Source organism: Pseudomonas sp. Pseusp9, assembly GCF_059491265.1.
In genome coordinates, this window is sequence record NZ_CP168500.1 from 2,751,518 (window position 1) to 2,773,986 (window position 22,469).

General features: G+C 60.4%; 21 protein-coding genes. 11 read left to right on the forward strand and 10 right to left on the reverse strand.

Features of this window, described 5'->3' with window-relative positions:
• Nucleotides 1-10 precede the first annotated feature (10 nt).
• From ACEN8E_RS12445 to ACEN8E_RS12460, 4 genes are all read left to right on the forward strand, one after another.
• Nucleotides 11-772, forward strand: coding sequence for an SDR family NAD(P)-dependent oxidoreductase (locus ACEN8E_RS12445; protein ID WP_495592862.1), 762 nt, complete (start codon nucleotides 11-13; stop codon nucleotides 770-772).
• A gap of 12 nt (nucleotides 773-784) precedes the next feature.
• Nucleotides 785-1,978, forward strand: a complete 1,194-nt coding sequence (locus ACEN8E_RS12450; RefSeq protein WP_495592863.1) for an acetyl-CoA C-acyltransferase — start codon at nucleotides 785-787, stop codon at nucleotides 1,976-1,978.
• Between the two features lie 141 nt (nucleotides 1,979-2,119).
• Nucleotides 2,120-3,247 (forward strand): acyl-CoA dehydrogenase, encoded by a 1,128-nt coding sequence (locus ACEN8E_RS12455; protein WP_429370192.1) that lies wholly within the window; start codon nucleotides 2,120-2,122, stop codon nucleotides 3,245-3,247.
• A 14-nt stretch (nucleotides 3,248-3,261) separates the two neighbouring features.
• Entirely contained in the window at nucleotides 3,262-4,035 is a 774-nt protein-coding gene (locus ACEN8E_RS12460; RefSeq protein WP_495592864.1) for an enoyl-CoA hydratase, read from the forward strand.
• A gap of 164 nt (nucleotides 4,036-4,199) precedes the next feature.
• On the opposite strand, the gene ACEN8E_RS12465 is transcribed toward ACEN8E_RS12460, so the two are convergent.
• From ACEN8E_RS12465 to ACEN8E_RS12475, 3 genes are all read right to left on the reverse strand, one after another.
• Complete coding sequence (locus ACEN8E_RS12465; RefSeq protein ID WP_495592865.1) at nucleotides 4,200-5,351, reverse strand: acyl-CoA dehydrogenase family protein; 1,152 nt, start codon at nucleotides 5,349-5,351, stop codon at nucleotides 4,200-4,202.
• Nucleotides 5,352-5,354: 3 nt separating this feature from the next.
• A complete protein-coding gene (locus tag ACEN8E_RS12470) occupies nucleotides 5,355-6,461 on the reverse strand; it encodes an enoyl-CoA hydratase/isomerase family protein (RefSeq protein ID WP_495592866.1) in 1,107 nt (368 codons plus the stop codon).
• 164 nt (nucleotides 6,462-6,625) lie between these two features.
• A complete protein-coding gene (locus tag ACEN8E_RS12475; protein ID WP_495592867.1) occupies nucleotides 6,626-7,519 on the reverse strand; it encodes a LysR family transcriptional regulator in 894 nt (297 codons plus the stop codon).
• 101 nt (nucleotides 7,520-7,620) lie between these two features.
• On the opposite strand from ACEN8E_RS12475, the gene ACEN8E_RS12480 reads away from it, so the two are divergent.
• Nucleotides 7,621-8,712 (forward strand): polyamine ABC transporter substrate-binding protein, encoded by a 1,092-nt coding sequence (locus ACEN8E_RS12480; protein WP_495592868.1) that lies wholly within the window; start codon nucleotides 7,621-7,623, stop codon nucleotides 8,710-8,712.
• 21 nt (nucleotides 8,713-8,733) lie between these two features.
• Entirely contained in the window at nucleotides 8,734-9,693 is a 960-nt protein-coding gene (gene speB, locus ACEN8E_RS12485) for an agmatinase (RefSeq protein WP_495592869.1), read from the forward strand.
• A gap of 116 nt (nucleotides 9,694-9,809) precedes the next feature.
• Here speB and ACEN8E_RS12490 read toward each other — a convergent pair whose 3' ends face one another.
• Nucleotides 9,810-10,862 (reverse strand): aldo/keto reductase, encoded by a 1,053-nt coding sequence (locus ACEN8E_RS12490; RefSeq protein ID WP_495592870.1) that lies wholly within the window; start codon nucleotides 10,860-10,862, stop codon nucleotides 9,810-9,812.
• A 160-nt stretch (nucleotides 10,863-11,022) separates the two neighbouring features.
• On the opposite strand from ACEN8E_RS12490, the gene zapE reads away from it, so the two are divergent.
• The 3 genes from zapE to ACEN8E_RS12505 all read left to right on the forward strand — a co-directional run bounded on the left by zapE (nucleotide 11,023) and on the right by ACEN8E_RS12505 (nucleotide 13,358).
• Nucleotides 11,023-12,141, forward strand: a complete 1,119-nt coding sequence (zapE, locus tag ACEN8E_RS12495; protein WP_495592871.1) for a cell division protein ZapE — start codon at nucleotides 11,023-11,025, stop codon at nucleotides 12,139-12,141.
• A gap of 26 nt (nucleotides 12,142-12,167) precedes the next feature.
• On the forward strand, nucleotides 12,168-12,749 hold the full coding sequence (locus tag ACEN8E_RS12500) for a DinB family protein (RefSeq protein WP_495592872.1): 582 nt from the start codon (nucleotides 12,168-12,170) through the stop codon (nucleotides 12,747-12,749).
• 117 nt (nucleotides 12,750-12,866) lie between these two features.
• Nucleotides 12,867-13,358: a GNAT family N-acetyltransferase gene (locus ACEN8E_RS12505; RefSeq protein ID WP_495592873.1), complete on the forward strand. Its 492-nt coding sequence runs from the start codon at nucleotides 12,867-12,869 to the stop codon at nucleotides 13,356-13,358.
• A gap of 63 nt (nucleotides 13,359-13,421) precedes the next feature.
• On the opposite strand, the gene ACEN8E_RS12510 is transcribed toward ACEN8E_RS12505, so the two are convergent.
• The 3 genes from ACEN8E_RS12510 to ACEN8E_RS12520 form a co-directional block, all read right to left on the reverse strand.
• Nucleotides 13,422-13,631, reverse strand: a complete 210-nt coding sequence (locus ACEN8E_RS12510) for a hypothetical protein (protein ID WP_008023098.1) — start codon at nucleotides 13,629-13,631, stop codon at nucleotides 13,422-13,424.
• Between the two features lie 168 nt (nucleotides 13,632-13,799).
• On the reverse strand, nucleotides 13,800-15,536 hold the full coding sequence (locus ACEN8E_RS12515) for a phosphoethanolamine transferase CptA (RefSeq protein ID WP_495592874.1): 1,737 nt from the start codon (nucleotides 15,534-15,536) through the stop codon (nucleotides 13,800-13,802).
• A 198-nt stretch (nucleotides 15,537-15,734) separates the two neighbouring features.
• Complete coding sequence (locus ACEN8E_RS12520) at nucleotides 15,735-15,917, reverse strand: DUF6026 family protein (RefSeq protein WP_495592875.1); 183 nt, start codon at nucleotides 15,915-15,917, stop codon at nucleotides 15,735-15,737.
• Nucleotides 15,918-16,166: 249 nt separating this feature from the next.
• On the opposite strand from ACEN8E_RS12520, the gene gnd reads away from it, so the two are divergent.
• Both gnd and zwf read left to right on the forward strand, forming a co-directional pair.
• The gene (gene gnd / locus ACEN8E_RS12525) at nucleotides 16,167-17,171 is read left to right on the forward strand and encodes a phosphogluconate dehydrogenase (NAD(+)-dependent, decarboxylating) (RefSeq protein WP_495593312.1); all 1,005 of its coding nucleotides are present in this window, start codon (nucleotides 16,167-16,169) and stop codon (nucleotides 17,169-17,171) included.
• Nucleotides 17,168-18,682 carry a glucose-6-phosphate dehydrogenase gene (zwf, locus tag ACEN8E_RS12530; RefSeq protein ID WP_495592876.1) on the forward strand — a complete coding sequence of 505 codons (1,515 nt, stop codon included), beginning with the start codon at nucleotides 17,168-17,170 and terminating at the stop codon, nucleotides 18,680-18,682. Before gnd ends, zwf begins: the two co-directional genes overlap by 4 nt.
• A 25-nt stretch (nucleotides 18,683-18,707) precedes the next feature.
• Here zwf and nhaB read toward each other — a convergent pair whose 3' ends face one another.
• The 3 genes from nhaB to ACEN8E_RS12545 all read right to left on the reverse strand — a co-directional run bounded on the left by nhaB (nucleotide 18,708) and on the right by ACEN8E_RS12545 (nucleotide 22,131).
• Nucleotides 18,708-20,210, reverse strand: coding sequence for a sodium/proton antiporter NhaB (gene nhaB, locus ACEN8E_RS12535; RefSeq protein ID WP_495592877.1), 1,503 nt, complete (start codon nucleotides 20,208-20,210; stop codon nucleotides 18,708-18,710).
• A gap of 78 nt (nucleotides 20,211-20,288) precedes the next feature.
• The gene (locus ACEN8E_RS12540; RefSeq protein ID WP_495592878.1) at nucleotides 20,289-21,578 is read right to left on the reverse strand and encodes an NHL repeat-containing protein; all 1,290 of its coding nucleotides are present in this window, start codon (nucleotides 21,576-21,578) and stop codon (nucleotides 20,289-20,291) included.
• A 286-nt stretch (nucleotides 21,579-21,864) separates the two neighbouring features.
• Entirely contained in the window at nucleotides 21,865-22,131 is a 267-nt protein-coding gene (locus ACEN8E_RS12545) for a hypothetical protein (protein ID WP_007983639.1), read from the reverse strand.
• Nucleotides 22,132-22,469: the final 338 nt, after the last annotated feature.

A 22,469-nucleotide genomic window follows, 5' to 3' on the forward strand; every position in this document is an offset into this window, starting at 1 on the left:
GGAAACAATTATGCAGATCGAGAACAAGATATTTATCGTCACCGGTGGCGCTTCCGGCCTCGGTGCAGCCACTGCCGAGGTGCTGGTTGCCGCAGGCGCGAAAGTGATGCTGGTGGACATGAACGCCGAAGCCGTTGCAGCCCAGGCCCAGCGTCTGGGCGCGCACAGCGTGGTGGCGGACATCAGCGACGAAGCGGCGGCCGAAGCAGCGGTGCAGGCGACGGTCAAGGCCTTTGGCGGCCTCAATGGCCTGGTCAATTGCGCGGGCATCGTGCGTGGCGAGAAGATTCTCGGCAAAACTGGCCCGCATGCGCTGGCCAGCTTCAGTCAGGTGATCAACGTCAACCTGATCGGCAGCTTCAACATGCTGCGCCTTGCGGCAGCGGCGATTGCGGAAACCGAAGCGGACGCCGATGGCGAACGCGGCGTGATCATCAATACCGCGTCTGCCGCGGCTTACGACGGTCAGATCGGTCAGGCCGCCTACTCGGCGTCCAAAGGTGCGATTGTCAGCCTGACCTTGCCTGCTGCGCGCGAACTGGCGCGTTTCGGCATCCGTGTCATGACGATCGCCCCCGGCATCTTCGAGACGCCGATGATGGCCGGCATGACCCAGGAAGTCCGCGACTCCCTGGCGGCTGGCGTGCCATTTCCGCCGCGCCTGGGCAAACCGGGCGAGTACGCCGCGCTGGTCAGGCATATCATTGAAAACAGCATGCTCAATGGCGAGGTGATCCGTCTCGACGGTGCCTTGCGCATGGCGGCCAAATAAGGAGGATTTGTCATGACAATGTCCAACGATCCGATTGTAATCGTCAGCGCCGTCCGCACCCCGATGGGCGGTTTCCAGGGCGAACTGAAAAGCCTGACTGCGCCGCAACTCGGCGCTGCCGCCATCAAGGCCGCCATTGAACGGGCCGGCGTTGCCAGTGATGGTGTCGACGAAGTGCTGTTCGGCTGCGTACTGCCGGCAGGCCTCGGCCAGGCCCCGGCACGTCAGGCGGCGCTGGGTGCCGGGCTGGATAAATCGACCCGCTGCACCACCCTGAACAAGATGTGCGGTTCGGGCATGGAAGCGGCGATCCTGGCCCACGACATGCTGGTGGCCGGCAGTGCCGACGTGGTGGTCGCCGGTGGCATGGAAAGCATGTCCAACGCGCCTTACCTGCTGGACCGCGCCCGTGCCGGCTACCGCATGGGCCATGGCCGGGTGCAGGACTCGATGTTCCTCGACGGCCTCGAGGACGCCTACGACAAGGGCCGCCTGATGGGCACCTTCGCCGAAGATTGCGCCGAAACCAACAGCTTCAGCCGTGAAGCCCAGGACGCGTTCGCCATTGCCTCGACCACTCGCGCGCAACAGGCGATCAGGGACGGCAGTTTCCGGGACGAAATCGTGCCGCTCACCGTCACGGTCGGCAAAGAGCAGGTTGTGATCAGCAATGACGAGCAACCACCCAAAGCCAAACTGGACAAGATCGCTTCGTTGAAACCGGCGTTCCGCGAAGGCGGTACGGTGACGGCGGCCAACTCCAGTTCGATCTCCGACGGTGCTGCAGCACTGGTGCTGATGCGCCAGTCGCAGGCACAGCAACAAGGCCTGAAACCGTTGGCGGTGATTCATGGCCACGCCGCGTTTGCCGACACCCCGGGCCTGTTCCCGGTGGCACCGATTGGCGCCATCAAGAAGTTGATGAAGAAAACCGGCTGGTCGCTCAATGACGTCGATCTGGTGGAAGTCAACGAAGCCTTCGCCGTGGTCGGCATGGCTGCGATGACTCATCTGGAAATTCCCCACGAGAAACTCAACGTGCACGGCGGTGCCTGTGCCCTCGGTCACCCGATCGGGGCGTCCGGTGCGCGGATTCTCGTGACCTTGCTTTCGGCCCTGCGCCAGAAAGGCCTGAAGCGTGGCGTTGCGGCAATTTGTATCGGCGGCGGTGAAGCGACGGCGATGGCCGTGGAATGCCTCTACTGAGGCGGCACATTACCAATGTGGGAGCGAGCCTGCTCGTGAAGACGTCGTGTCAGTTGATATCAATGTTGCTGACACACCGCTTTCGCGAGCAGGCTCGCTCCCACAGGTCTTGCGTTTCAAACTGATTTTTAAGGATTCACCATGATCCCCAATGACGACCAACAACAGATCCGCGACATGGCCCGGGACTTTGCCCAGGAACGGCTGAAACCGTTCGCGGCCGAGTGGGACCGTGAGCATCGCTTTCCCAAGGAAGCCATCGGCGAGATGGCCGGGCTGGGCTTTTTCGGCATGCTGGTGCCGGAGCAGTGGGGCGGATGCGACACCGGTTACCTGGCCTACGCCATGGCGCTGGAAGAAATCGCCGCCGGCGATGGCGCCTGTTCGACCATCATGAGTGTGCACAACTCCGTAGGCTGTGTGCCGATCCTCAACTACGGCACCGATGAGCAGAAAGAGCGTTTCCTCAAGCCGCTGGCCAGCGGTGCGATGCTCGGCGCTTTCGCCCTGACCGAACCCCAGGCCGGTTCCGACGCCAGCGGCCTGAAAACCCGTGCGCAATTGCAGGGCGATCATTACGTGCTCAATGGCTGCAAGCAGTTTATCACCTCCGGGCGCAATGCCGGGGTGGTGATTGTGTTTGCAGTGACCGATCCGAGTGCCGGTAAACGCGGCATCAGCGCGTTTATCGTGCCGACCGATTCGCCGGGCTACAGCGTGGCGCGGGTCGAGGACAAGCTCGGTCAGCATGCGTCCGACACCTGTCAGATCCTCTTCGAAGACGTAAAAGTGCCGGTGGCCAATCGTCTGGGCGAGGAGGGCGAAGGCTACAGAATTGCCCTGGCCAATCTTGAAGGCGGCCGCGTCGGTATCGCTTCGCAATCGGTGGGCATGGCCCGCGCCGCGTTCGAAGCGGCTCGCGACTACGCCCGTGAGCGCGAGAGTTTCGGCAAGCCGATCATCGAACACCAGGCCGTGGCGTTCCGCCTGGCGGACATGGCGACCCAGATCGCCGTGGCGCGGCAAATGGTGCACTACGCCGCCGCCCTGCGTGACAGCGGCAAGCCGGCGCTGGTCGAAGCGTCGATGGCCAAGCTGTTCGCCTCGGAAATGGCCGAGAAGGTATGCTCCTCGGCGCTGCAAACCCTTGGCGGTTACGGTTACCTCAACGACTTCCCGGTGGAGCGGATCTACCGCGACGTACGGGTCTGCCAGATCTACGAAGGCACCAGCGATATTCAACGCATGGTCATTTCGCGCAATCTATAAGAAGGAGTGTATTTGTGAGCTACGAAACGATTTTGCTGGAAACCCACGGCCGCGTTGGCCTGATCACCCTCAACCGTCCACAAGCGCTGAACGCGTTGAACGCACAGATCGTCAGCGAACTGAACCAGGCCCTCGACGGCTTGGAGGCTGACTCGAACATCGGCTGCATCGTGCTGACCGGTTCGAAAAAAGCCTTTGCCGCCGGTGCCGACATCAAGGAAATGGCCGAGCTGACCTATCCGCAGATCTATATCGACGACCTGTTCAGCGACAGCGACCGCGTGGCCAACCGCCGCAAGCCGATCATCGCGGCGGTCAACGGTTTCGCCCTGGGCGGCGGTTGCGAGCTGGCGTTGATGTGCGACTTCATCCTGGCGGGCGACAATGCCAAATTCGGTCAGCCGGAAATCAACCTCGGCGTGTTGCCGGGCATGGGCGGCACCCAGCGCCTGACCCGCGCCGTGGGCAAGGCCAAGGCCATGGAAATGTGCCTGAGCGGGCGTTTGATCGATGCCGTGGAAGCCGAGCGTTGCGGTATCGTGGCGCGTATCGTGCCGAGCGACGAGTTGCTGGATGAAGCGCTGAAAGTCGCCGCGTTGATCGCCAAGAAGTCGCTGCCGATTGCGATGATGGTCAAGGAAAGCGTCAACCGTGCCTTTGAAGTGAGCCTGGCCGAAGGCGTGCGCTTCGAGCGCCGGGTGTTCCATGCGGCATTTGCGACGCAGGATCAGAAGGAAGGGATGGCGGCGTTCATTGCCAAGCGTGAGGCGGAGTTCGTCGGGAAGTGATGCGGCGGCTTCACTGACGTCATCGCGAGCAAGCTCGCTCCTACATTGGATCTCTGTAGGAGCGAGCTTGCTCGCGAAAAACCAAGGGCACCGGGTTGATTCAGGTGCCCCGCGTCATCGTTGACCACCATCGCGAGCGAGCTCGCTCCTACAGGTACAGGGCATCAAATCAGGTAGTTCTTCAGCTCGCGGGCAATCACCATCCGCTGTATCTCGCTCGACCCTTCGTAGATCTGCGTGATCCGCGCATCCCGGTAGTATTTTTCCACCGGATAGTCTTCCAGGTAGCCATAGCCGCCATGAATCTGAATGGCGGACGAGCAGACCTTTTCCGCCATTTCCGACGCAAACAGCTTGGCTTGTGACGCTTCCGACAGACAGGGTTTGCCGGCCGTGCGCAGCCGTGCGGCATGCAGGATCATCAAGCGTGCGGCGTTGAGTTGCATGTGCATGTCGGCCAGCAGGTTGGCGATGCTCTGGTGTTCATTGATGGTTTTGCCAAACTGCACCCGATCACGGGAGTAGGCCAGCGCCGCTTCGAACGCCGCGCGGGCAATACCGAGTGCTTGAGCGGCGATGCCGATGCGTCCGCCTTCGAGGTTGGACAGGGCGATAGCCAGGCCCTTGCCGCGCTCGCCCAGCAGATTGGCTTCGGGGATGGTGCAATTGTCGAGGGTCACGGCGCAGGTGTCGGAGGCGCGAATGCCCATCTTGTGTTCACTGCGGTCGACTTTGAAGCCAGGGGTGCTGGTGGGTACCAGGAATGCCGAGATGCCACGTTTGCCCAGGTCGGGATCGGTGACGGCGAAGACAATCGCAAGCTTGGCCCGCTTGCCGTTACTGACGAATTGCTTGGCGCCGTTGATCACCCATTGGCCGTCGCGCAGTTCGGCACGGGTGCGCAGGTTGTGCGCCTCGGAACCGGCCTGGGGTTCGGTGAGGCAGAAGCAGCCGATGGCCTGGCCGCTGGCCAGGTCCGCCAGCCAGGTCTGTTTCTGTTCTTCGCTGCCATAGTTGAGTACCGGCCCGCAGCCCACGGAATTGTGGATGCTCATGAAGGCGCCGGTCGCACCGTCGCCGGCGGAAATCTCTTCGACCGCCAGCGCGTAGGCCACGTAGTCGACGTAGGTGCCGCCCCATTCCTCGGGGACCACCATGCCCAACAAGCCCAGTTCGCCCATCTTCGCCACCAGACCGTCATCGATCCAGCCGGCCTTTTCCCAGGCCTGGGCATGGGGCGCGATTTCGCCACGGGCAAAATCCCGGGCCATGTCGCGGATCATGACTTGCTCTTCGCTCAATTCGATATCGTGCATGGCTCAGCTCTCGCTTTGGTCAAACCCGCTGAAGAAGCTCGCCACGTGCTCGGCGTCCAGCGCCTGGAGGGTGGGCGGGTTCCAGCGTGGTGTCTTGTCTTTGTCGATCAGCAAGGCGCGCACGCCTTCGATCAGGTCGCCGCGCTCGAACCACTGGCGGTCCAGATGCAGCTCAAGGGCGAAACATTGCTCGAGCGGCAGCTCGCGTCCGCGACGGAGCATTTCCAGGGTCACGGCCATGGCCAGCGGCGAGCGGGTTTCCAGCAGGTCGGCGGTGGTGACAGCCCATGCATGGCTGTCGGCGACCGTGACCTGACGCAGTTGTTCCACAATACTCGGCACGTCGGGCTGGGCGAAGAAGTGGTCGATGGCCGGGCGCAAGGTTGCCAGTGGCGCATCAGGCAATTGCTGCACGGCGAGTCTGGCCAGCAGGCCTTGCAGGTCCTTGAGCGGCGTGTCCTGCCACTCCAGCTGGTCGAGATGTTCGTCCAGCGTGCCCAACCTGGCGCTTTCGAGGTACCAGTCCGCCAGCCCGCAATACAGCGCATCGGCTGCGCGGATTTGTACGCCACTGACGCCGAGGTAAATCCCCAGTTCACCGGGAATGCGTGGCAGGAAGTAACTGCCGCCGACGTCGGGGAAATAGCCGATGCCGACTTCCGGCATCGCCAGGCGGCTTTTTTCGGTGACCACGCGCAAGTCTGCGCCTTGCACCAGGCCCATGCCGCCGCCGAGGACAAAGCCATCCATCAGGGCCAGCACCGGTTTGCGGTAGTGGTGGATCGTGAGGTCGAGGGCGTATTCCTCGACGAAGAAGTCTTCGTGCAGGGTGTCGCCGCTTTTGAAACTGTCATGCAGCGAGCGTATATCGCCGCCAGCGCAGAAGGCTTTTTCGCCGGCACCGCGCAAGACCACGGCATGGACTTGCGAATCCTGGGCCCAGGCGTCGAGCTGGCGCTGCAGGTTGCGCACCATGTCCAGGGTCAGGGCATTGAGGCCGGCGGGGCGGTTGAGGGTCAGGTGACCAATGTGGTTGCGAACCTCGGCCAGCACTTCGTTTTGCATGGCATCCATGGGCTGCGCGCCCTTCGATGAAACCTGAGCAGTCATCACTAACTCCCTGCTTTTATTGTTCTTTATCGAGATGCTCGCGCGCGAGCGATGACGGATCGTATCAGTGCAAATTTGCCTTGTACAACCCGGATAAGTGCAGGTTGTCTGTGCATTTTTGCATGGTGATGACCGGCACTGCTTCAGCGTAGAGCACGGCGTTTTCAGGCAAACGCCGCGAGCAGATCCTCTTCGAATGCCTTCTGTGCATCGCCGGCCACCTGCGCGCGGTGGCGGGCCAGATGAAACGCGACATCGAAACTCAGGTCGTCGCGCCGCACGGCCTTGAGCAAACCCTTGTCTTCCCAGGTACGGGCAAAGTGGTTGGGCAAGTAACCGACATGCTTGCCGGAAAGAATGAAGGCGAGGGTGCCTTCGACCTGCTCCGATCGTGCCGAGCACAACTTGCCTTGAAAGGGTTCGTCACTGCGCAGGAAACGGTAGGGGTGACCGACCCGGTCGCAGGCCTGCAGGTCCTCATCGTCCGGGGCTGCGTTGGTGAACAGCGGATGACCGGGGGCGCAATACAGATGCTGGGTTTCAATGAACAATTGGCGGTAGTCGAACGCGCTTTGCACCTGCGAGAAATAGCCGATGGCCAGGTCCAGCCGCTGTTGCAGCAGCAAGCGTTCCATTTCGCCGGGCATGGCGCTGATCAGTTCGATGCGCACGGACTCATCCCGTTCACGGAAGCGCCGGATCGCCTCGGCCACCCGTTGCAGCACCGATTGGTCCAGGGCTTCGGACAGGCCCAGGCGCACTTCGCCGATCAAGCGGCCGGCCACGCCGTTGGACTGATGACGGAAGGCTTCGATGGACTCGAACAATCCACGGGTGGCGCTGAGCAGTTGTTCACCCTTGGGCGTGATCCTGAACCCGCCCTTGCCGCGACTGCATAGCCGATAGCCAAGGCGGGTTTCCAGTTTGGCCATCTGCTGGCTGATGCTCGACTGGCTCAATCCAAGCTCGCCCTGGGCTGCGCTGAAACCGCCGCATTCCACCACGCTGACAAACAGACGCAGCAATTGCAGATCAAGATCGTGGAGTTGGCCGAGCATCAAACATTACTCCGTCATAAAGTCAGGTTAATTAACTTGATATTTTACCAATGTATCCGACGACGCATCCTGCAACCACTTCCTCTGGTCAGGTGTTCGTCATGGCTCCCATGTTCAAGCTGTGTTTACCCGCGCTGTTGCTTGCCGTTGCTGTTTCGGCCCAGGCCGAGGACAAGGAGGTCAATCTGTACAGTTGGGCCGATTACGTCGCCCCTGAGACCCTGCAACGGTTCGAGCAGGAAACCGGCATCCATGTGCGCTACGACACCTTTGACTCCTCGGAGGTGCTGGAGACCAAATTGCTCACCGGTGGCAGCGGTTATGACGTGGTGGTGCCGTCCTCCAGCGTGCTGGCCCGGGGGCTTGCGGCCGGGGCGTTGAAACCGATTCCCCACGAAGGACTCAAGGGCTACGCCAACCTCGATGCGGATTTGCTGGAAAAGCTCGCCGCTGTCGATCCGGGTAACCGCTACGGCGTGCCGTACACCTGGGGCACCCTGGGTTTGGGCATGAACGTCGAAGCGCTCAGGCAACGCTTGCCGGACGTGCCGCTCAATAGCCTGGACCTGCTGTTCAAACCCGAATACGCGAGCAAGTTGAAGGACTGCGGCATCGCCATTCTCGACTCGCCGCAGGAGGTCATCGGACTGGCGCTGCATTATCTGGGTAAAGATCCCTACAGCACCGACAAGAACGATCTGTCAGCCGCCGAGGCCCTGTTGCATCAGCTACAGCCGAACGTGTTGTACGTCGCCACCGGGCGGCAGATCAGCGATCTGGCCAATGGCAGCGTGTGCCTGGCGCTGACCTACAACGGGGACGCGAGCATGGCCGCCGACCAGGCACGCAAGGCCAACAAACCCTATGAAATTGCCTACCGGATTCCCAAGGAAGGCACCCTCGTGTGGCAGGACAACCTGGCGATCCCCAAGGACGCTCCGCACCCCGAAGCCGCCCGCGCTTTTATCGAGTTCATGTTGCGCCCCGAGTCCGTTGCGGCACTGACCAACACCTTGTTCTTCGCTACGGCGAACCAGGCTGCCACGCCGCTGGTGGATGAAGCTGTGCGCACCGATCCGGACATCTACCCGCTGGCCGACGTGCGCGAGCGGCTGTACGCCGACCGCAGCATGAGCCTCAAGGACATGCGCCAGCGCACCCGCCTGTGGACCACATTCCGTAGCCGCCAATAAGAAAAACACAAGGAGCCTTCAATGGACGTCCCGATGCAGAACGATCAAGCCATGACCCGTGACAGCCTTTACGGCACGGCCGCCGAAAGTACCTACGCCGGCATTACCAGTTTCATGCGTCGCCGTTACAGCCGTGACTTGCGTGGAGTCGACGTGGCCGTCAGCGGCGTGCCGTTCGACACCGCCACCAGCAACCGTCCCGGCGCACGCTTCGGACCACGGGGCATTCGCGCCGCCTCTGCCGGGATCGCCTGGGAGCGGCACTGGCCATGGACGTTTGACCCGTTCGACCATCTGGCGGTGATCGACTACGGCGATTGTGATTTCGATTACGGCTCGCCGCAGTCGACGCCCGAAATGATCGAGGCCCATGCCGAACACATCCTCAATGCCGGCACGGCGATGCTGACGTTTGGCGGCGACCATTTCATCACCTATCCACTGCTCAAGGCCCATGCCCGAAAGCATGGGGCATTGTCGCTGATCCACTTCGACGCCCACAGCGACACCTGGCCGGACGAGGAGGGCAAGCGCATCGACCACGGCACCATGTTCTGGCACGCGGCCAGGGAGGGGCTGGTCGACCCGTCGCGCTCGGTACAAATCGGCTTGCGCACCACCAACGATGATCATCAGGGCTTTCAGGTGCTCGACGCGCGGCAGGTGCATCGCCGTGGCTGCGAGGCGATTGTCGAGGCGATTCGCGCGCGGGTCGGCGACAACCCGGTGTACCTGACCTTCGACATCGACTGCCTCGATCCGGCGTTCGCGCCTGGCACGGGAACGCCGGTATGCGGCGGCTTGAGCACGGTACAGGCGCTGGAGATTCTCGGCGGTCTGCGCGGCATCAATCTGGTGGGCATGGACGTTGTGGAAGTGGCGCCGGCCTATGACAGCGCGGAGATCACCTCACTGGCGGCGGCGACGCTGGCGATGGAGATGCTGTGCCTGTATGCGGCAAAGCATAAGGTCGATCGGTAAAACGCAATCCCCCTGTGGGAGCGAGCCTGCTCGCGAAAGCGGTGTGTCAGTTGGTGCAGCAGTAGACTGACACTCCCCATTCGCGAGCAGGCTCGCTCCCACAGTTTTGACTTGTGTCAGGCCACTGGAACGATCGGCAGGTCGAGAATCCGGCCACCACTGAAGCGTGCGAACGAACCGGAAATGGATTCGTGCGGCACGCCTTTGGCCACGTCACTGACACCATCCAGCCTTACCAGTTGCTCAGCACTCAACTGCACATTCAGCGCGCCCAACGTGGCATCCAGTTGCTCGCGTGTCCGGGAACCGAGGATCGGAATCAGTGCCGTGGTCGAGCGCCGGGCCTTTTCCCGTAGCCAGGCGATGGCCACGTGGGTCGGACTGGCATCGAGTACGGCGGCGATGTCGATCAAGGTATCGAGCAGGGCGGTTTCGCGGGCGCTTTTTTCAGCATGAATCAGCACGCCGAGCTTGTTCGCGCGGTTGTCGCCTTCACTGTTGCGATACTTGCCGGTCAGAAAGCCACCACCCAGCGGCGACCACAGGGTCGCGGCCAGGCCCAGGGCTTCGGCCATCGGCAGTTGTTCACGCTCAGCCGTGCGTTCGGCAAGGCTGTACTCGACCTGGATCGCGGCAATCGGCGCAAAACCACGCACCTCGGCCAGCAGGTCAGCGCGGGCGATGCGCCACGCGGGGAAGTTCGACAGCCCGGCGTAATGAATCTTGCCGGCACTGACCAGATCGTCGAAGCCACGCAGGATCTCTTCCATGGGCGTGACGCCGTCGCTCATGTGGGCCCAGAACAGATCGATATGCTCGGTCTTCAGTCGCTTAAGGCTTTCCTCGACGGCGCGCACCATGTTCTTGCGGCTGTTGCCTGTGTGGGAAATGCCGGCCGCCGGTGTAGTCCCGAGGGTGTATTTGGTGGCGATGACCAGGCTATCGCGTTCCGCGTTGATGAATTCGCTGAGCATGGCCTCGGATTGCCCGCCCTGATAGCCATTGGCGGTATCGATGAAGTTGCCACCGGCTTCCCGGTAGCCGTCAAAAATGCGTTTGGCTTCGTCACGCTCGGCGCCATGGCCCCAACCGGTACCGAAATTACCGGCGCCCAGTGCCAGCTCGGAAACACGCAAGCCGGTTTTACGACCGAAGACTTTGTAGTGCATGGGATGACTCCAGGGAGGTGACGTCAGGGTTTATATAAATGTCGTGTGACATGTATTAAATATGATGATAGTAATATAAGTCGTCAAGGTGCTTTTCCCTTTCGCACAAAAGCGCCGATCAATGGTCGCGTTATCAATGCGCAATGGCATACTGCCGCCCATGACTATCGATTCCCCCTTAAGCGCCTGGCAGCATGCCATCGAACAAAAGGGCTTCGTCCAGGACGAGGCCCAGGAACATGCCGTGTGGGCCCTGCAAAAATGCCACGAAGCGTTGCACGAAGGCCGCTCGCCCATTTCCGGCGTTTACCTGTGGGGGCCGGTGGGGCGGGGTAAAACCTGGTTGATGGACCAGTTCTACCAAAGCCTGCGAGTACCGGCGCGGCGCCAGCACTTTCACCACTTCATGGGCTGGGTGCATCAGCGCTCGTTTCAACTGACCGGCACCGCCGATCCGCTCAAGGCGTTGGCCCGTGAATTGGCCGAAGAGGTTCGCGTGTTGTGTTTCGACGAGTTGTTCGTCAATGACATCGGCGATGCGATCATTCTCGGGCGCCTGTTCCAGGTGATGTTCGAACAGGGCGTGGTGGTGGTCTGCACCTCCAATCTGCCACCGGACCAGCTGTACGCCGACGGTTTCAATCGCGACCGTTTCCTGCCCGCCATCGCGGCGATCAAACAACACATGCAGGTGATTGCAGTGGATGGCGGGGAAGACCATCGCCTGCATCCGGGTGCCGGTTCACAACGCTATTGGGTGGCCGAGCCCGGCCAGCCAGATGCGCTCACCGGGGTGTTCTCGAGTTTGGCCGTGAATCAACCGGTATCGAGCGAACCGGTCAAGGTCGGTTACCGCTCCCTCGAGGTGGTCAAGGTCAGCCCGACCGTGCTCTGGACCCGTTACGCCGCGCTGTGCGAGCAACCCTTCGCCGCCATGGATTTCATCGCCCTGTGCGATACCTACAGCGCTATTCTGTTGGGTGACGTACCCAGCCTCAGCGCGCAAAAACGTGCCGGGCGCATAGCCCGCGGCACCGAGGACGGTGTCGAGCGGGTGGCAGCGGGGGACCGCGAGCTGCCGCAGCTGTCGGTGCATGACGACGGAGTGCGACGGTTCATTGCCCTGGTGGACGAATGCTACGACCGCAAGGTGCCGCTGTACCTTGAAGCGCAAGTACCAATGGCATCGCTTTACACCGAGGGTTATCTGGAATTCCCGTTCCGTCGCACCCTCAGTCGATTGCAGGAAATGCAACTGCAGAGGTTTGCCGAAGTTTGATCGGGATTTGATCGGGAGCAGCGAACATGAATCAGCCCCTGTCGCACCATTTGCTGACCATGGCCTATCAGAACGCCTGGGCCAATCACCGACTGGCCAAGGCCTGGCGTCAGTTGAGCCAGCAGGAACTGACTGCGCCGCGGGTCAGCTTCTTCCCGACGATCCGCGCCACCCTCAACCACATCCTGACCTGTGACTGGTTTTATGTGGACGCCCTGGAGCGCGAACTGCGCGGCGACGATCCGCATCCCGATTGCCGTGTGTTTTTCAAGGAAGACGAGCCCTGTCTCGTGGCGACGGACCTCATTGGCGAGCAGGCCCACGTCGACCGCCGGCTGATCGCCTATTGCGAGCAGATGCGCGACGCCGACCTTGGCAAGATCGTGACCATAGCCCGCGACACCCCGCAATACGACAGTCGATTGCGCCTGCTGTCCCATTTGTTTGAACACCAGATCCATCACCGTGGCCAGGTTCACGCCATGCTCAGTGGCACCTCGGTCAAGCCACCGCAACTCGACGAGTTTTTCTGTGCCGGCGAGTCGCGCTTGCGAGCCGAGGATTTTGCCGAGCTGGGATGGACGGAAGCCTTGATCTGGGGCGCTTGAGCGCCAAAGAATTGCGCGGTTGCGATTGTCGATACCACGGTGCTCGCGCTATGGTCAGCGGGCACTTCAGCGTGAAATACATGCTGGAGGCTACTTCATGTGTGATCGAGGATGGAAATGGACTCCGCAGAAATTCTTGTGCTTCAAGCCAGCTACACCAATCCGGTGCATGCCGAGGCTATTTGTCTGGTGTTGAACCACTATGCCGAGGACCCGATGGGGGGTGGCCAGTCGTTGCCAGCCCATGTCCTGGAGCAACTCCCGGCAGAGCTTGCCAGACGTCCCCACGCCTTCAGTGTGCTGGCCTTTGTCGGCGGCGAGCCGGCCGGGCTGGTCAATTGCTTCGAGGGGTTCTCGACCTTTGCCTGCCGGCCGTTGGTCAATGTGCACGATGTGGCGGTGGTGAAAAAATTTCGCGGGTTGGGCTTGAGCCGGAAGATGCTGCAAAAAGTCGAGGACATCGCCCGTCAGCGTGGTTGCTGCAAGCTCACCCTGGAGGTGCTGGAAGGCAATGCCGTGGCGCAAGGCGCTTATGAAAAAGCCGGCTTCGCCGCCGGCATGTTCGATCCGGCCCATGGGCGCATGCTGTTCTGGACCAAGAGCCTCTGACTCAACCGGCAAAAAGGGCGTCCAGCAGGACGCCCTCTAGAGCCGCAGTCAGAGGTCCATGGATCATTTCGGTCTGTAGGTTTCAGTCATTTGTGCGGTTTGATCGTCGGGCACCCGCAGCTCGGTGCTTTGGATCGGATGGCCCAGTGCTTGTTGCTGGGCCAGTCGCAGACTTTCGTAGTAATAGCGCATGCGTTCGGCTCCACCCTCGGCAAATGCGCTGGCCGAGCCCAATGCCATCAGGCCGGCGAGGATCACGGCGGTGCGTTTCATGGTATGCCTCCCACTCAAGTTGTCGGATGCCTTTCTTCCATGAATCAATGAATCAGTGTCGAAATGGCATTATCCGCCGATTCGGTTAAATGGGAATTAACTTCATCAACCGCTTCCATTGCTGGAGCGCGAGCATGAAAAAGGGGCCGGAACCGGCCCCTGAAAGGGTTACTGCTGAACGACCGCGGGTGGCGTTTTCGGCTTCATCAGGCTGAAGTCGATCAACGCGCGTTGCTCACGCTCATACGGGTTGCCAATCATCAATGGCCGGGCCTTGAAGCTGTCGCTGACCACACTTTTGCTGCGATCGAGCTCGTCAAAGCTCAGGCCTGCCAGCTCGGCCCATGTGTGGATCAGGTGCGAACTGCTGTAGGGCCGCGAAAGATCACCGGCAAGGTTCCAGTCATGGGAGGCTCGCCATTTCGGCGAAGCCCAGGCGATGAACGGAATGGTGTACATCGGTGCCGTCGGCTTGTTCTCGTTACGCCCAAGAGTGCTGTGACCCACGGAATCGAACACGTCTTCGCCATGGTCGGACAGGTACAGCAGGAAACCGTTCGGATCGGTCCTGGCATAGTCCTTGATCAGGCTGGACACCACGAAGTCGTTGTACAGCACGGCATTGTCGTAGCTGTTATAGGTCGGCAACTGGTCATCGCGAATGCCCGCCGGTACGCCAGTGCGGTCCTGGAACTTGTCGAAGGTCGACGGGTAACGGTACTGGTAGCTCATGTGCGTGCCGAGCAAATGCACGACGATGAGTTTGCGCGGTGCCGCATCGGCCAGGGCTTTGTTGAACGGCTCGATCACGTCGCCATCGTATTGGGCGGCGTTCTGGTTGCGGTTGTTGTTCAGGTACACCTGCTCGTCGGCCTGTTCGGAAAAGGTCGTGAGCATGGTGTTGCGCTTGGTCATGGTCTGCTGGTTGGTGATCCAGAAGGTCTTGTAACCGGCCTGTTTCATCATGCTCACCAGTGATGGCGTCGACAGGTACAGGTCCGGGTTTTCTTCGTCGGCGAAGGTCAAAACCTGCTGCAGCGCCTCGATGGTGTAGGGGCGCGGGGTAATGACGTTGTCGAAAACGTCCAGTTGATCCTTGAGCTTGTCCAGTTCCGGCGTGGTTGGCCGGGGATAGCCGTACAAGCTCATGCGCTGACGGTTGGTGGACTCGCCGATTACCAGTACCAGGGTCGCAGGCGTATTGGCCATGGCATCCTTGAGGTTGTGCAGCGGTGGAATCCTGCTGGCGCTTTCCAGCATGTCCTGCATGCCGGCCAGGGTGTCCAGGTAGCGGTGATAGGCCACGGCCATCTGCCATGGCACCGCAGGTTCGATGCGGGTTTCGAACTTCTCGAACCCGGCGGCGAAACTGCCGGTACGCTGGGTCTGCTTGATCATTGGATAAGCGACCACGGCGACCAGGATGGCCGTTGCTGCCACCCATGCCTTGCCACGGGACAGGTAAACCGGGCGCAGGCGTGTCCACAGGAACCAGGAAAAAGCGCTGTGGGCCAGGAACGCCGGCACCATCCACCAGGCAAAATACTGGGTCATGTATTCGCCGGCTTCAGCCACGTTCGACTCGAACATGATGAAGATGACGCTCTGGGAAAATTCCTGCTGATAGATGAAGAAATAACCCAGGCTCGCCATGGAGCATGCCCACAGCACGACGCCGATCACCGCCGCCATGACACGTGTTTGTCGGGGGAACAGCAACATTGGCGCCAGCCAGACGGCGTTCATGACGAAGGCCTGGCGGAATCCGCTAAACCCGGAGGTGCCAGTCAGCTGGATCAGTAGTTGGGTAATGCCGGAAAAGTACCAGAAGAAAACAAACAGCCAGACGAATCCGGCCCAATCAAAAGCTGTCGCAGTCGTTTTACTGCGTTCAAACAAGGACATTCAGCGCTCCAGCCGAGAATTCACTACCACCGCCGGGACTTGGATATCGCGGACGACGAACGATGGCCGCGCGGAATCGGGCGACCTAAACGTGTAATTGTTATGTAACAATTGTGAAAATTTTGTGAGTTGCCGAGGATGGCAGGGCGTAAGCCGATGCGGAAGCAGTGCAGGCTGCTCCCGCTTGAAGCGAGGGAGTCAGGCGAGTGGGGCGCGTTGCGTCACGGCCAGGGGCTGCGCCTGATTGGATTGCAGCAGCAGCCGCAACTGCGCCAGCTCCTGTTTCAACTGATCGCGTTCGTCCTTCAACTGACGCAATTCATCGCGACGGATAGTGACGTAAAGGGTTTGTGCTGGCAGTGCGGTGTGTACTGTGCCCATTGCTCACCTCGCAAATGGCGTGTCTCAACTGTAGGGCCGCCTGGAAATCAGCGGCTGATCTACTATCGGCGCCAATTTTGATTTCTTTTGCCCTGGAAGGGAACTTTTTTATTTTTCATGGTCGTTGTGTCTTCGGCTTGATTCCCGACGTTATCCATCAGGATCGGGCACAATGCCCGGAAACTTCGTGCCAACGCTCTGGACTAACCTCATGAGTCGCGTTGGGCTATAACCTTTGACACACATTTTATTTGTAGTAGGGAGCATCAGCACATGCAACTCGGGATTATTGGACTGGGCCGCATGGGCGGCAATATTGCACGGCGCCTGATGCTCAACGGGCACACCACCGTTGTTTATGACCGCAATACCGCGTTTGTCGAAGCACTGGCCGCAGAGGGCTCCACTGGCGTCGCCGATCTGCCGGCCCTGGTCGCCGGCCTGGAAAAGCCGCGCGCGGTGTGGGTCATGCTGCCGGCCGGCGCGCCGACCGAAGAGACCATCGACACCCTGAGCACCTTGCTCGAAGCCGGCGACACCATCATCGACGGCGGCAACACCTTCTATAAGGACGATATCCGCCGGGCGAAAACCCTGTCGGAAAAAGGCCTGCATTACATCGATGTCGGTACATCCGGTGGCGTCTGGGGCCTGGAGCGTGGTTACTGCATGATGATCGGCGGCGATGCCGGGACCGTCACGCGCCTTGATCCGCTGTTCGCAACCCTGGCCCCGGGAATGGGCGACATCCCGCGCACCAAGGACCGCAAGTCCGACGACGATCGTGCCGAGCGTGGCTACATTCACGCAGGTCCCGCCGGCGCCGGGCACTTCGTGAAGATGATCCACAACGGCATCGAATACGGAATGATGCAGGCCTTCGCCGAAGGCTTCGACATCCTCAAGACCAAAAACAGCGAGAGCCTGCCGGCAGACCAGCGTTTCGACCTTAACGTCGCCGACATCGCCGAAGTCTGGCGTCGCGGCAGCGTGGTGTCCTCGTGGTTGCTCGACCTGACCGCCGACGCCCTGGCCAGTGATCCGAAACTCGACGGTTTTTCCGGCTCCGTGGCCGACAGCGGTGAAGGTCAATGGACCATCGAAGCCGCCATGGAGCAAGCGGTGCCGGTGCCGGTGCTGTCGAACTCGTTGTTCTCCCGTTACCGCTCCCGTGGGCAAGGCACCTTTGGCGACAAGATCCTCTCGGCCCAGCGCTTCGGCTTCGGCGGCCATGTGGAGACCTCGAAAAAATGACCCATGCGATCCGCAGGAAATCCAAGGCCGAGCCCGCACCACCGACGACGCTGTTTCTGTTTGGCGCCCACGGTGACCTGGTCAAGCGTCTGTTGGTACCGGCGCTGTATAACCTCAAGCGCAACGGCTTGCTCGGGGATGGACTGCGGATCATCGGCGTTGACCACAACGCCATCAGCGATGAAGGTTTTGCGCAAAAGCTCGAAGACTTCATTCGCAACGAGATGGCTGGCAAGGGCGACCACACCCTTGATCCAGCCGTCTGGTCCAAACTCGCCAAAGGCATCAGCTACGTCCAGGGCGACTTCCTGGACGACAGCACTTATCAAGCGCTGGCGGCGAAAATCGCCGACAGCGGCACCGGCAATGCGGTGTTCTACCTGGCTACCGCGCCGCGTTTCTTCAGTGAAGTGGCACGCCGTCTCGGTGCTGCCGGCTTGCTGGAGGAAACCCCCGAGGCTTTCAGAAGGGTGGTGATCGAAAAACCCTTCGGCTCCGACCTGCAAACGGCCGAGGCCTTGAACGCCTGCCTGCTCAAGGTGATGACGGAAAAGCAGATCTACAGGATCGACCATTACCTGGGCAAGGAGACCGTACAGAACATTCTGGTCAGCCGGTTTTCCAACAGTCTGTTCGAAGCGTTCTGGAACAATCACTACATCGATCACGTGCAGATCACCGCCGCCGAAACCGTCGGCGTGGAAACCCGTGGCAGTTTTTATGAGCATACCGGCGCGCTACGGGACATGGTGCCCAATCACCTGTTCCAGTTGCTCGCAATGGTGGCGATGGAGCCTCCCGCCGCGTTTGGCGCCGATGCGGTCCGCGGCGAGAAAGCCAAGGTCGTCGGCGCGATCAGGCCCTGGACGGTCGAGGAAGCCCACGCCAACTCGGTGCGTGGCCAATACGCAGCCGGTGAGATCGGCGGCAAGGCGCTGCCGGGTTACCGCGAGGAAGACAAGGTTGCGCCCGACAGCAATACCGAAACCTATGTGGCCCTCAAGGTCATGATCGACAATTGGCGCTGGGTCGGTGTGCCGTTCTACCTGCGTACCGGCAAGCGCATGAGCGTGCGCGACACCGAGATCGTGATCTGTTTCAAGCCGGCGCCCTACGCACAGTTTCGCGATACCGAGGTCGATGAGCTGCAGCCGACCTATTTGCGCATTCAGATCCAGCCCAACGAAGGCATGTGGTTCGACCTGTTGGCCAAGCGGCCCGGTCAGGCCCTGAAGATGGACAACATCGAGCTGGGGTTTGCCTACAAGGACTTTTTCGAGATGCAGCCGTCCACCGGCTACGAAACCCTGATCTACGATTGCCTGACGGGCGATCAGACCTTGTTCCAGCGCGCCGACAACATCGAAAACGGCTGGCGCGCCGTGCAGCCGTTCCTGGACGCATGGCAGCAGGATTCCACTGTGCAGAGCTATGCCGCCGGGGAAAACGGTCCCAAGGCCGGCGAAGAGTTGCTCATCCGTGACGGTCGCGTCTGGCACCGTCTCGGATAACACGTAACTCCCACAGGGTTGGGAGTTACAACCAGTAACTCACCGCATACCAGCCCAATGTCCCCATCACTACCGTGTAAGGCAGCGCCATCCAGACCATTCGCCCGTAGGACAAGCGCACCAGCGGCGCGATCGCCGAGGTCAGCAAGAACAGAAACGCCGCCTGGCCGTTGGGCGTCGCCACGCTCGGCAGGTTGGTACCGGTATTGATCGCAATGGCCAGCGTCTCGAAATGCTCGCGGGTCATCTCACCGGCCATGAATGCGCGCTTCACTTCGGTGATGTAAATGGTTGCCACGAACACGTTGTCGCTGATGGCCGACAACAGGCCGTTGGCAATGAACAGCATGCCCGGCTGTTGGTCCGCCGGCAGCATCAGCACCCAGTGGATCAGTGGGGCGAACAGTTGCTGATCGTGAATCACCGCGACCACGGCGAAAAACACCACCAGCAAGGCGGTGAACGGCATGGCGTCCTTGAACGCGGTGCCGAGGCGGTGTTCGTCGGTGATGCCGGTAAAGGCGGTGATCAACACAATCACCATCAGGCCGATCAAGCCCACTTCGGCGATGTGGAACGCCAGTCCGGCAATCAGAATCAATGCGGCGACGCCTTGCACCAGGAGCGCTGCGCGTTGGCGCGTGGTGCGCTCGGCATTGTCTTCGGCGGCGTAATTGGCCAGCACCGCACGGACGTTATCCGGCAGCAGCGTGCCGTATCCGAACCAGCGCAGCTTTTCCAGTAGTACGCACGTTACCAGCCCGGCAACCAGTACCGGCAGGGATACCGGTGCAATCCGGGTAAAGAACTCGGAGAAATGCCAGCCCATTTCATGGCCGATCAGCAGGTTCTGCGGTTCGCCGACCAGCGTGCAAACACCGCCCAGAGCTGTGCCCACGGCGCCGTGCATCAGCAGGCTGCGCAGAAAGGCGCGGAACTGTTCGAGATCACCCTGGTGCAGGGTGGGCAGGTGTTTATCGTCGCTGAACTCGCTGTCCTGACGCGGATCGTTACCCGAGGCAACGCGGTGATACACCGAGTAAAAGCCTACGGCGGCACTGATAATGACGGCGGTCACGGTCAAGGCATCGAGGAACGCCGACAGAAAGGCTGACAAAAAGCAGAACATCAGGGCCAGCAGGGCCTTGGAGCGAACCCCCAACAGCAGGCGCGAGAACAGGTACAGCAACAAATCCTTCATGAAGTAGATACCGGCCACCATGAACATCAGCAGCAGGATCACCGGGAAGTTGTGCAGCAACTCCTCGTACAGCGCCTGGGGCGTGGTCATTTTCAGCAGCAGGGCTTCAATCAACAGCAGGCCACCGGGCATCAGCGGATAACACTTGAGTGCCATGGCCAGGGTGAAAATGAACTCCAGCACCAGCAGCCAACCGGCAGCCACCGGGCCTGCGGTCCACAGCACCAGGGCATTGAGAATCAGAAAGCCGACGATGCAGGCCTTGTACCAACGGGGCGAGTTCCCGAGAAAATTGTGCGCGAACGCCTGGGCCATTGAGGCGGACATCGATTGCTCCTTGTTTTAAGAAGCGCGCAAGTTGCCGCAAGCAGACGAGAAGATCAAGCGCAGGAAAAGTGCTTCGATTCAGCCCAGATATCGCACGACGACGGCCTTGTAACTGCCATGCAACGAATAGCCGCCAGCCACGATGTTGCCATCGGCCTGCACCGCGACACAGGTGGCCGTATCCAGGCTGGGGCCGAGGCGGGTCCGCGCAAAGCCGAGGCCTGCGCCAAAGCGGCCATCGAGACGGCCATTGGGCAGGTACCGTCCGACAATGAAGTCTGCTTCAACGCCGCCGATGGTCGCGCCCGCCGTGATCAAACTGCCATCGGGCTGTAATTGCGCGGCGCTCCACTGGCAGCCGCTGCGGCCAATGACCAGGCATCGCGGGTGGCCGCTGTTGCAGTGGTTGTCGGGGCGGCCGTTGCTGTGCATTTTAAAGGTCAGGCAGTGCATCGGCTCATGACTGCTGCCCACACACAGGATATCGCCAGTGCCTTGCTGGACCACCTGGCTGACCTGGGCACCATGCCCATTCGCCTTGAACGTCATGAATCCATCCACGGCAAAACTCTCGTCGAGGTGGCCATCCGGGTGATAGCGGGCCAGCAAGCCTTCTTCAGGGAAGTTGATCGATCCACCCACCAGAATCCGACCGTCGCGTTGAACGGTCAGGCTGCTGAGCCAGGTATTCACCAGCAGGTGCCGTACCACGACAAAGCCGTTGCCATTGAACGAGCAGTCGAGCGAGCCTTCGACATCCAGCCGTATCAACAGGCCTACATGATCGGCCAGTTCGTAGTAATGGTTGGCCAGGATCAGGATCCGGCCGTCTGGCTGTACATCCACATCGCAGGCTTCCGCGCCCGGCACACCGGGAGGCAGCCAGATATCACGCATGCCCAGGGACAGACCGCCAGGCAATCGCACGACGCGCCGGCCATTATCGCCAAAGCCTTGAACCAGGTGGCCCCGCTGATCCAGCAATGCGAGGGCCGGGAGCGTGTGGTGCGCGTTTTCGTAGTGCAACCCGGCCAACAGGATATTGCCGTCGGGCATGACCACAACCTTGGCGCCCATGGCTTCGAATCCCGGTTCGAATTGCCCGATGATGCTGCCTTGCGTACCGAACGTGAGGTCCGCTGAACCATCCTCCAGCAAGCGGGCCAGGCCAAAGCGGCTGCCATCGGCCATGGCGACCTTTGCAGCCACCAGCAAACGGCCCTGGGCATCGATTGCAACATCGTTGGCCATGCTGGAAAGGCTGTCGGCGAAATACACCTGGGCTTTGCCATTGGCGGCAAACGTCGTATCGAGGGAGCCGGCATTGGTCCGGGTGGCGGGGTAGGCAATAGCGGGCCGGATTGACATGAACCGCATCTCCTTGCGAGTCGTCCGGATCCAGAAGTTTGGCTGGCGACGTAATAAGGAGACTATTCAATCCCTGAATGGGCAGATGTACAACAGTGAGAAGTAACAGACGGAGAGTCGCTGTGTGCCACAACAGTGTCTTTTCGAACCAATAGCGAGCCTTCTAAGTACCGGGTGCGTAAAAGTTCGAACTTGCGGAGGTAATCAGCACGGATGGGCGAGAACATTCAGCCCGACAAATGACAGGGGGAGGGTGCGGACTACCCCGGGGTAATCCGCAAAACGATTAGTGCGGCATCGACCAGGATTGCAGTGTGTAACCTTCCTGGCTCAATTCGGCGCGAGCCTGTTCCAGCAGCAGTTCGAGTTGTGCCGGATCGGAATAAGCGCTGCTTGGGATCTGCTTGCGGCCAATGCTGGTGCTGGTGCGGTCGATAACGGTCAGGCTGAGCTCGCCATTACCGTCTTGTGGGGCCCAGGCCACGCATTTGAATGGTTTGAATGCGCGGTCGGCAATCAGAAGTGCTTCGTTGATACGCAGCGGGGCGTTCATAGGGTCTTCTCTCTGTATGCCCAATCAATTGATGTACCGACGGTTGGGCTTACCGTTCGGCTGGTTACTTGTACTGATGCCCGCAACCGGGGTTTGGGTCACACACAATCAAAAGAATTTTCCACTTTATTTCATATACTCAAGTATGAGCCTGACATTGAAAGCTGAATGAAAGGAAAGAGTCGTTAGGTAACTATCAAAAGTGCTTCTTATAACTGGTTTTATGACAGCTCTATAGTCAAACAGTTCAAGGGCCTGTCAAATTCTTGCTAATGTTACAGCCAGGTCCGCCAAATGACTGTTTTTAATAATTTTCTTGAATTTGGCGCCAAGGAACA

Bases quoted from the DNA above. Each gene is read 5' to 3' on its own strand.
- ACEN8E_RS12500 (WP_495592872.1), top strand. From the start codon at position 12,168: ATGAATCAGCCCCTGTCGCACCATTTGCTGACCATGGCCTATCAGAAC.
- ACEN8E_RS12450 (WP_495592863.1), top strand. From the start codon at position 785: ATGACAATGTCCAACGATCCGATTGTAATCGTCAGCGCCGTCCGCACC.
- ACEN8E_RS12445 (WP_495592862.1), top strand. From the start codon at position 11: ATGCAGATCGAGAACAAGATATTTATCGTCACCGGTGGCGCTTCCGGC.
- nhaB (WP_495592877.1), bottom strand. From the start codon at position 20,210: ATGTCCGCCTCAATGGCCCAGGCGTTCGCGCACAATTTTCTCGGGAAC.
- ACEN8E_RS12505 (WP_495592873.1), top strand. From the start codon at position 12,867: ATGGACTCCGCAGAAATTCTTGTGCTTCAAGCCAGCTACACCAATCCG.
- ACEN8E_RS12475 (WP_495592867.1), bottom strand. From the start codon at position 7,519: ATGCTCGGCCAACTCCACGATCTTGATCTGCAATTGCTGCGTCTGTTT.
- ACEN8E_RS12540 (WP_495592878.1), bottom strand. From the start codon at position 21,578: ATGTCAATCCGGCCCGCTATTGCCTACCCCGCCACCCGGACCAATGCC.
- ACEN8E_RS12490 (WP_495592870.1), bottom strand. From the start codon at position 10,862: ATGCACTACAAAGTCTTCGGTCGTAAAACCGGCTTGCGTGTTTCCGAG.
- ACEN8E_RS12455 (WP_429370192.1), top strand. From the start codon at position 2,120: ATGATCCCCAATGACGACCAACAACAGATCCGCGACATGGCCCGGGAC.
- ACEN8E_RS12520 (WP_495592875.1), bottom strand. From the start codon at position 15,917: ATGGGCACAGTACACACCGCACTGCCAGCACAAACCCTTTACGTCACT.
- zapE (WP_495592871.1), top strand. From the start codon at position 11,023: ATGACTATCGATTCCCCCTTAAGCGCCTGGCAGCATGCCATCGAACAA.
- ACEN8E_RS12480 (WP_495592868.1), top strand. From the start codon at position 7,621: ATGGCTCCCATGTTCAAGCTGTGTTTACCCGCGCTGTTGCTTGCCGTT.
- ACEN8E_RS12515 (WP_495592874.1), bottom strand. From the start codon at position 15,536: ATGTCCTTGTTTGAACGCAGTAAAACGACTGCGACAGCTTTTGATTGG.
- ACEN8E_RS12545 (WP_007983639.1), bottom strand. From the start codon at position 22,131: ATGAACGCCCCGCTGCGTATCAACGAAGCACTTCTGATTGCCGACCGC.
- ACEN8E_RS12465 (WP_495592865.1), bottom strand. From the start codon at position 5,351: ATGCACGATATCGAATTGAGCGAAGAGCAAGTCATGATCCGCGACATG.
- speB (WP_495592869.1), top strand. From the start codon at position 8,734: ATGGACGTCCCGATGCAGAACGATCAAGCCATGACCCGTGACAGCCTT.
- ACEN8E_RS12510 (WP_008023098.1), bottom strand. From the start codon at position 13,631: ATGAAACGCACCGCCGTGATCCTCGCCGGCCTGATGGCATTGGGCTCG.
- ACEN8E_RS12470 (WP_495592866.1), bottom strand. From the start codon at position 6,461: ATGACTGCTCAGGTTTCATCGAAGGGCGCGCAGCCCATGGATGCCATG.
- zwf (WP_495592876.1), top strand. From the start codon at position 17,168: ATGACCCATGCGATCCGCAGGAAATCCAAGGCCGAGCCCGCACCACCG.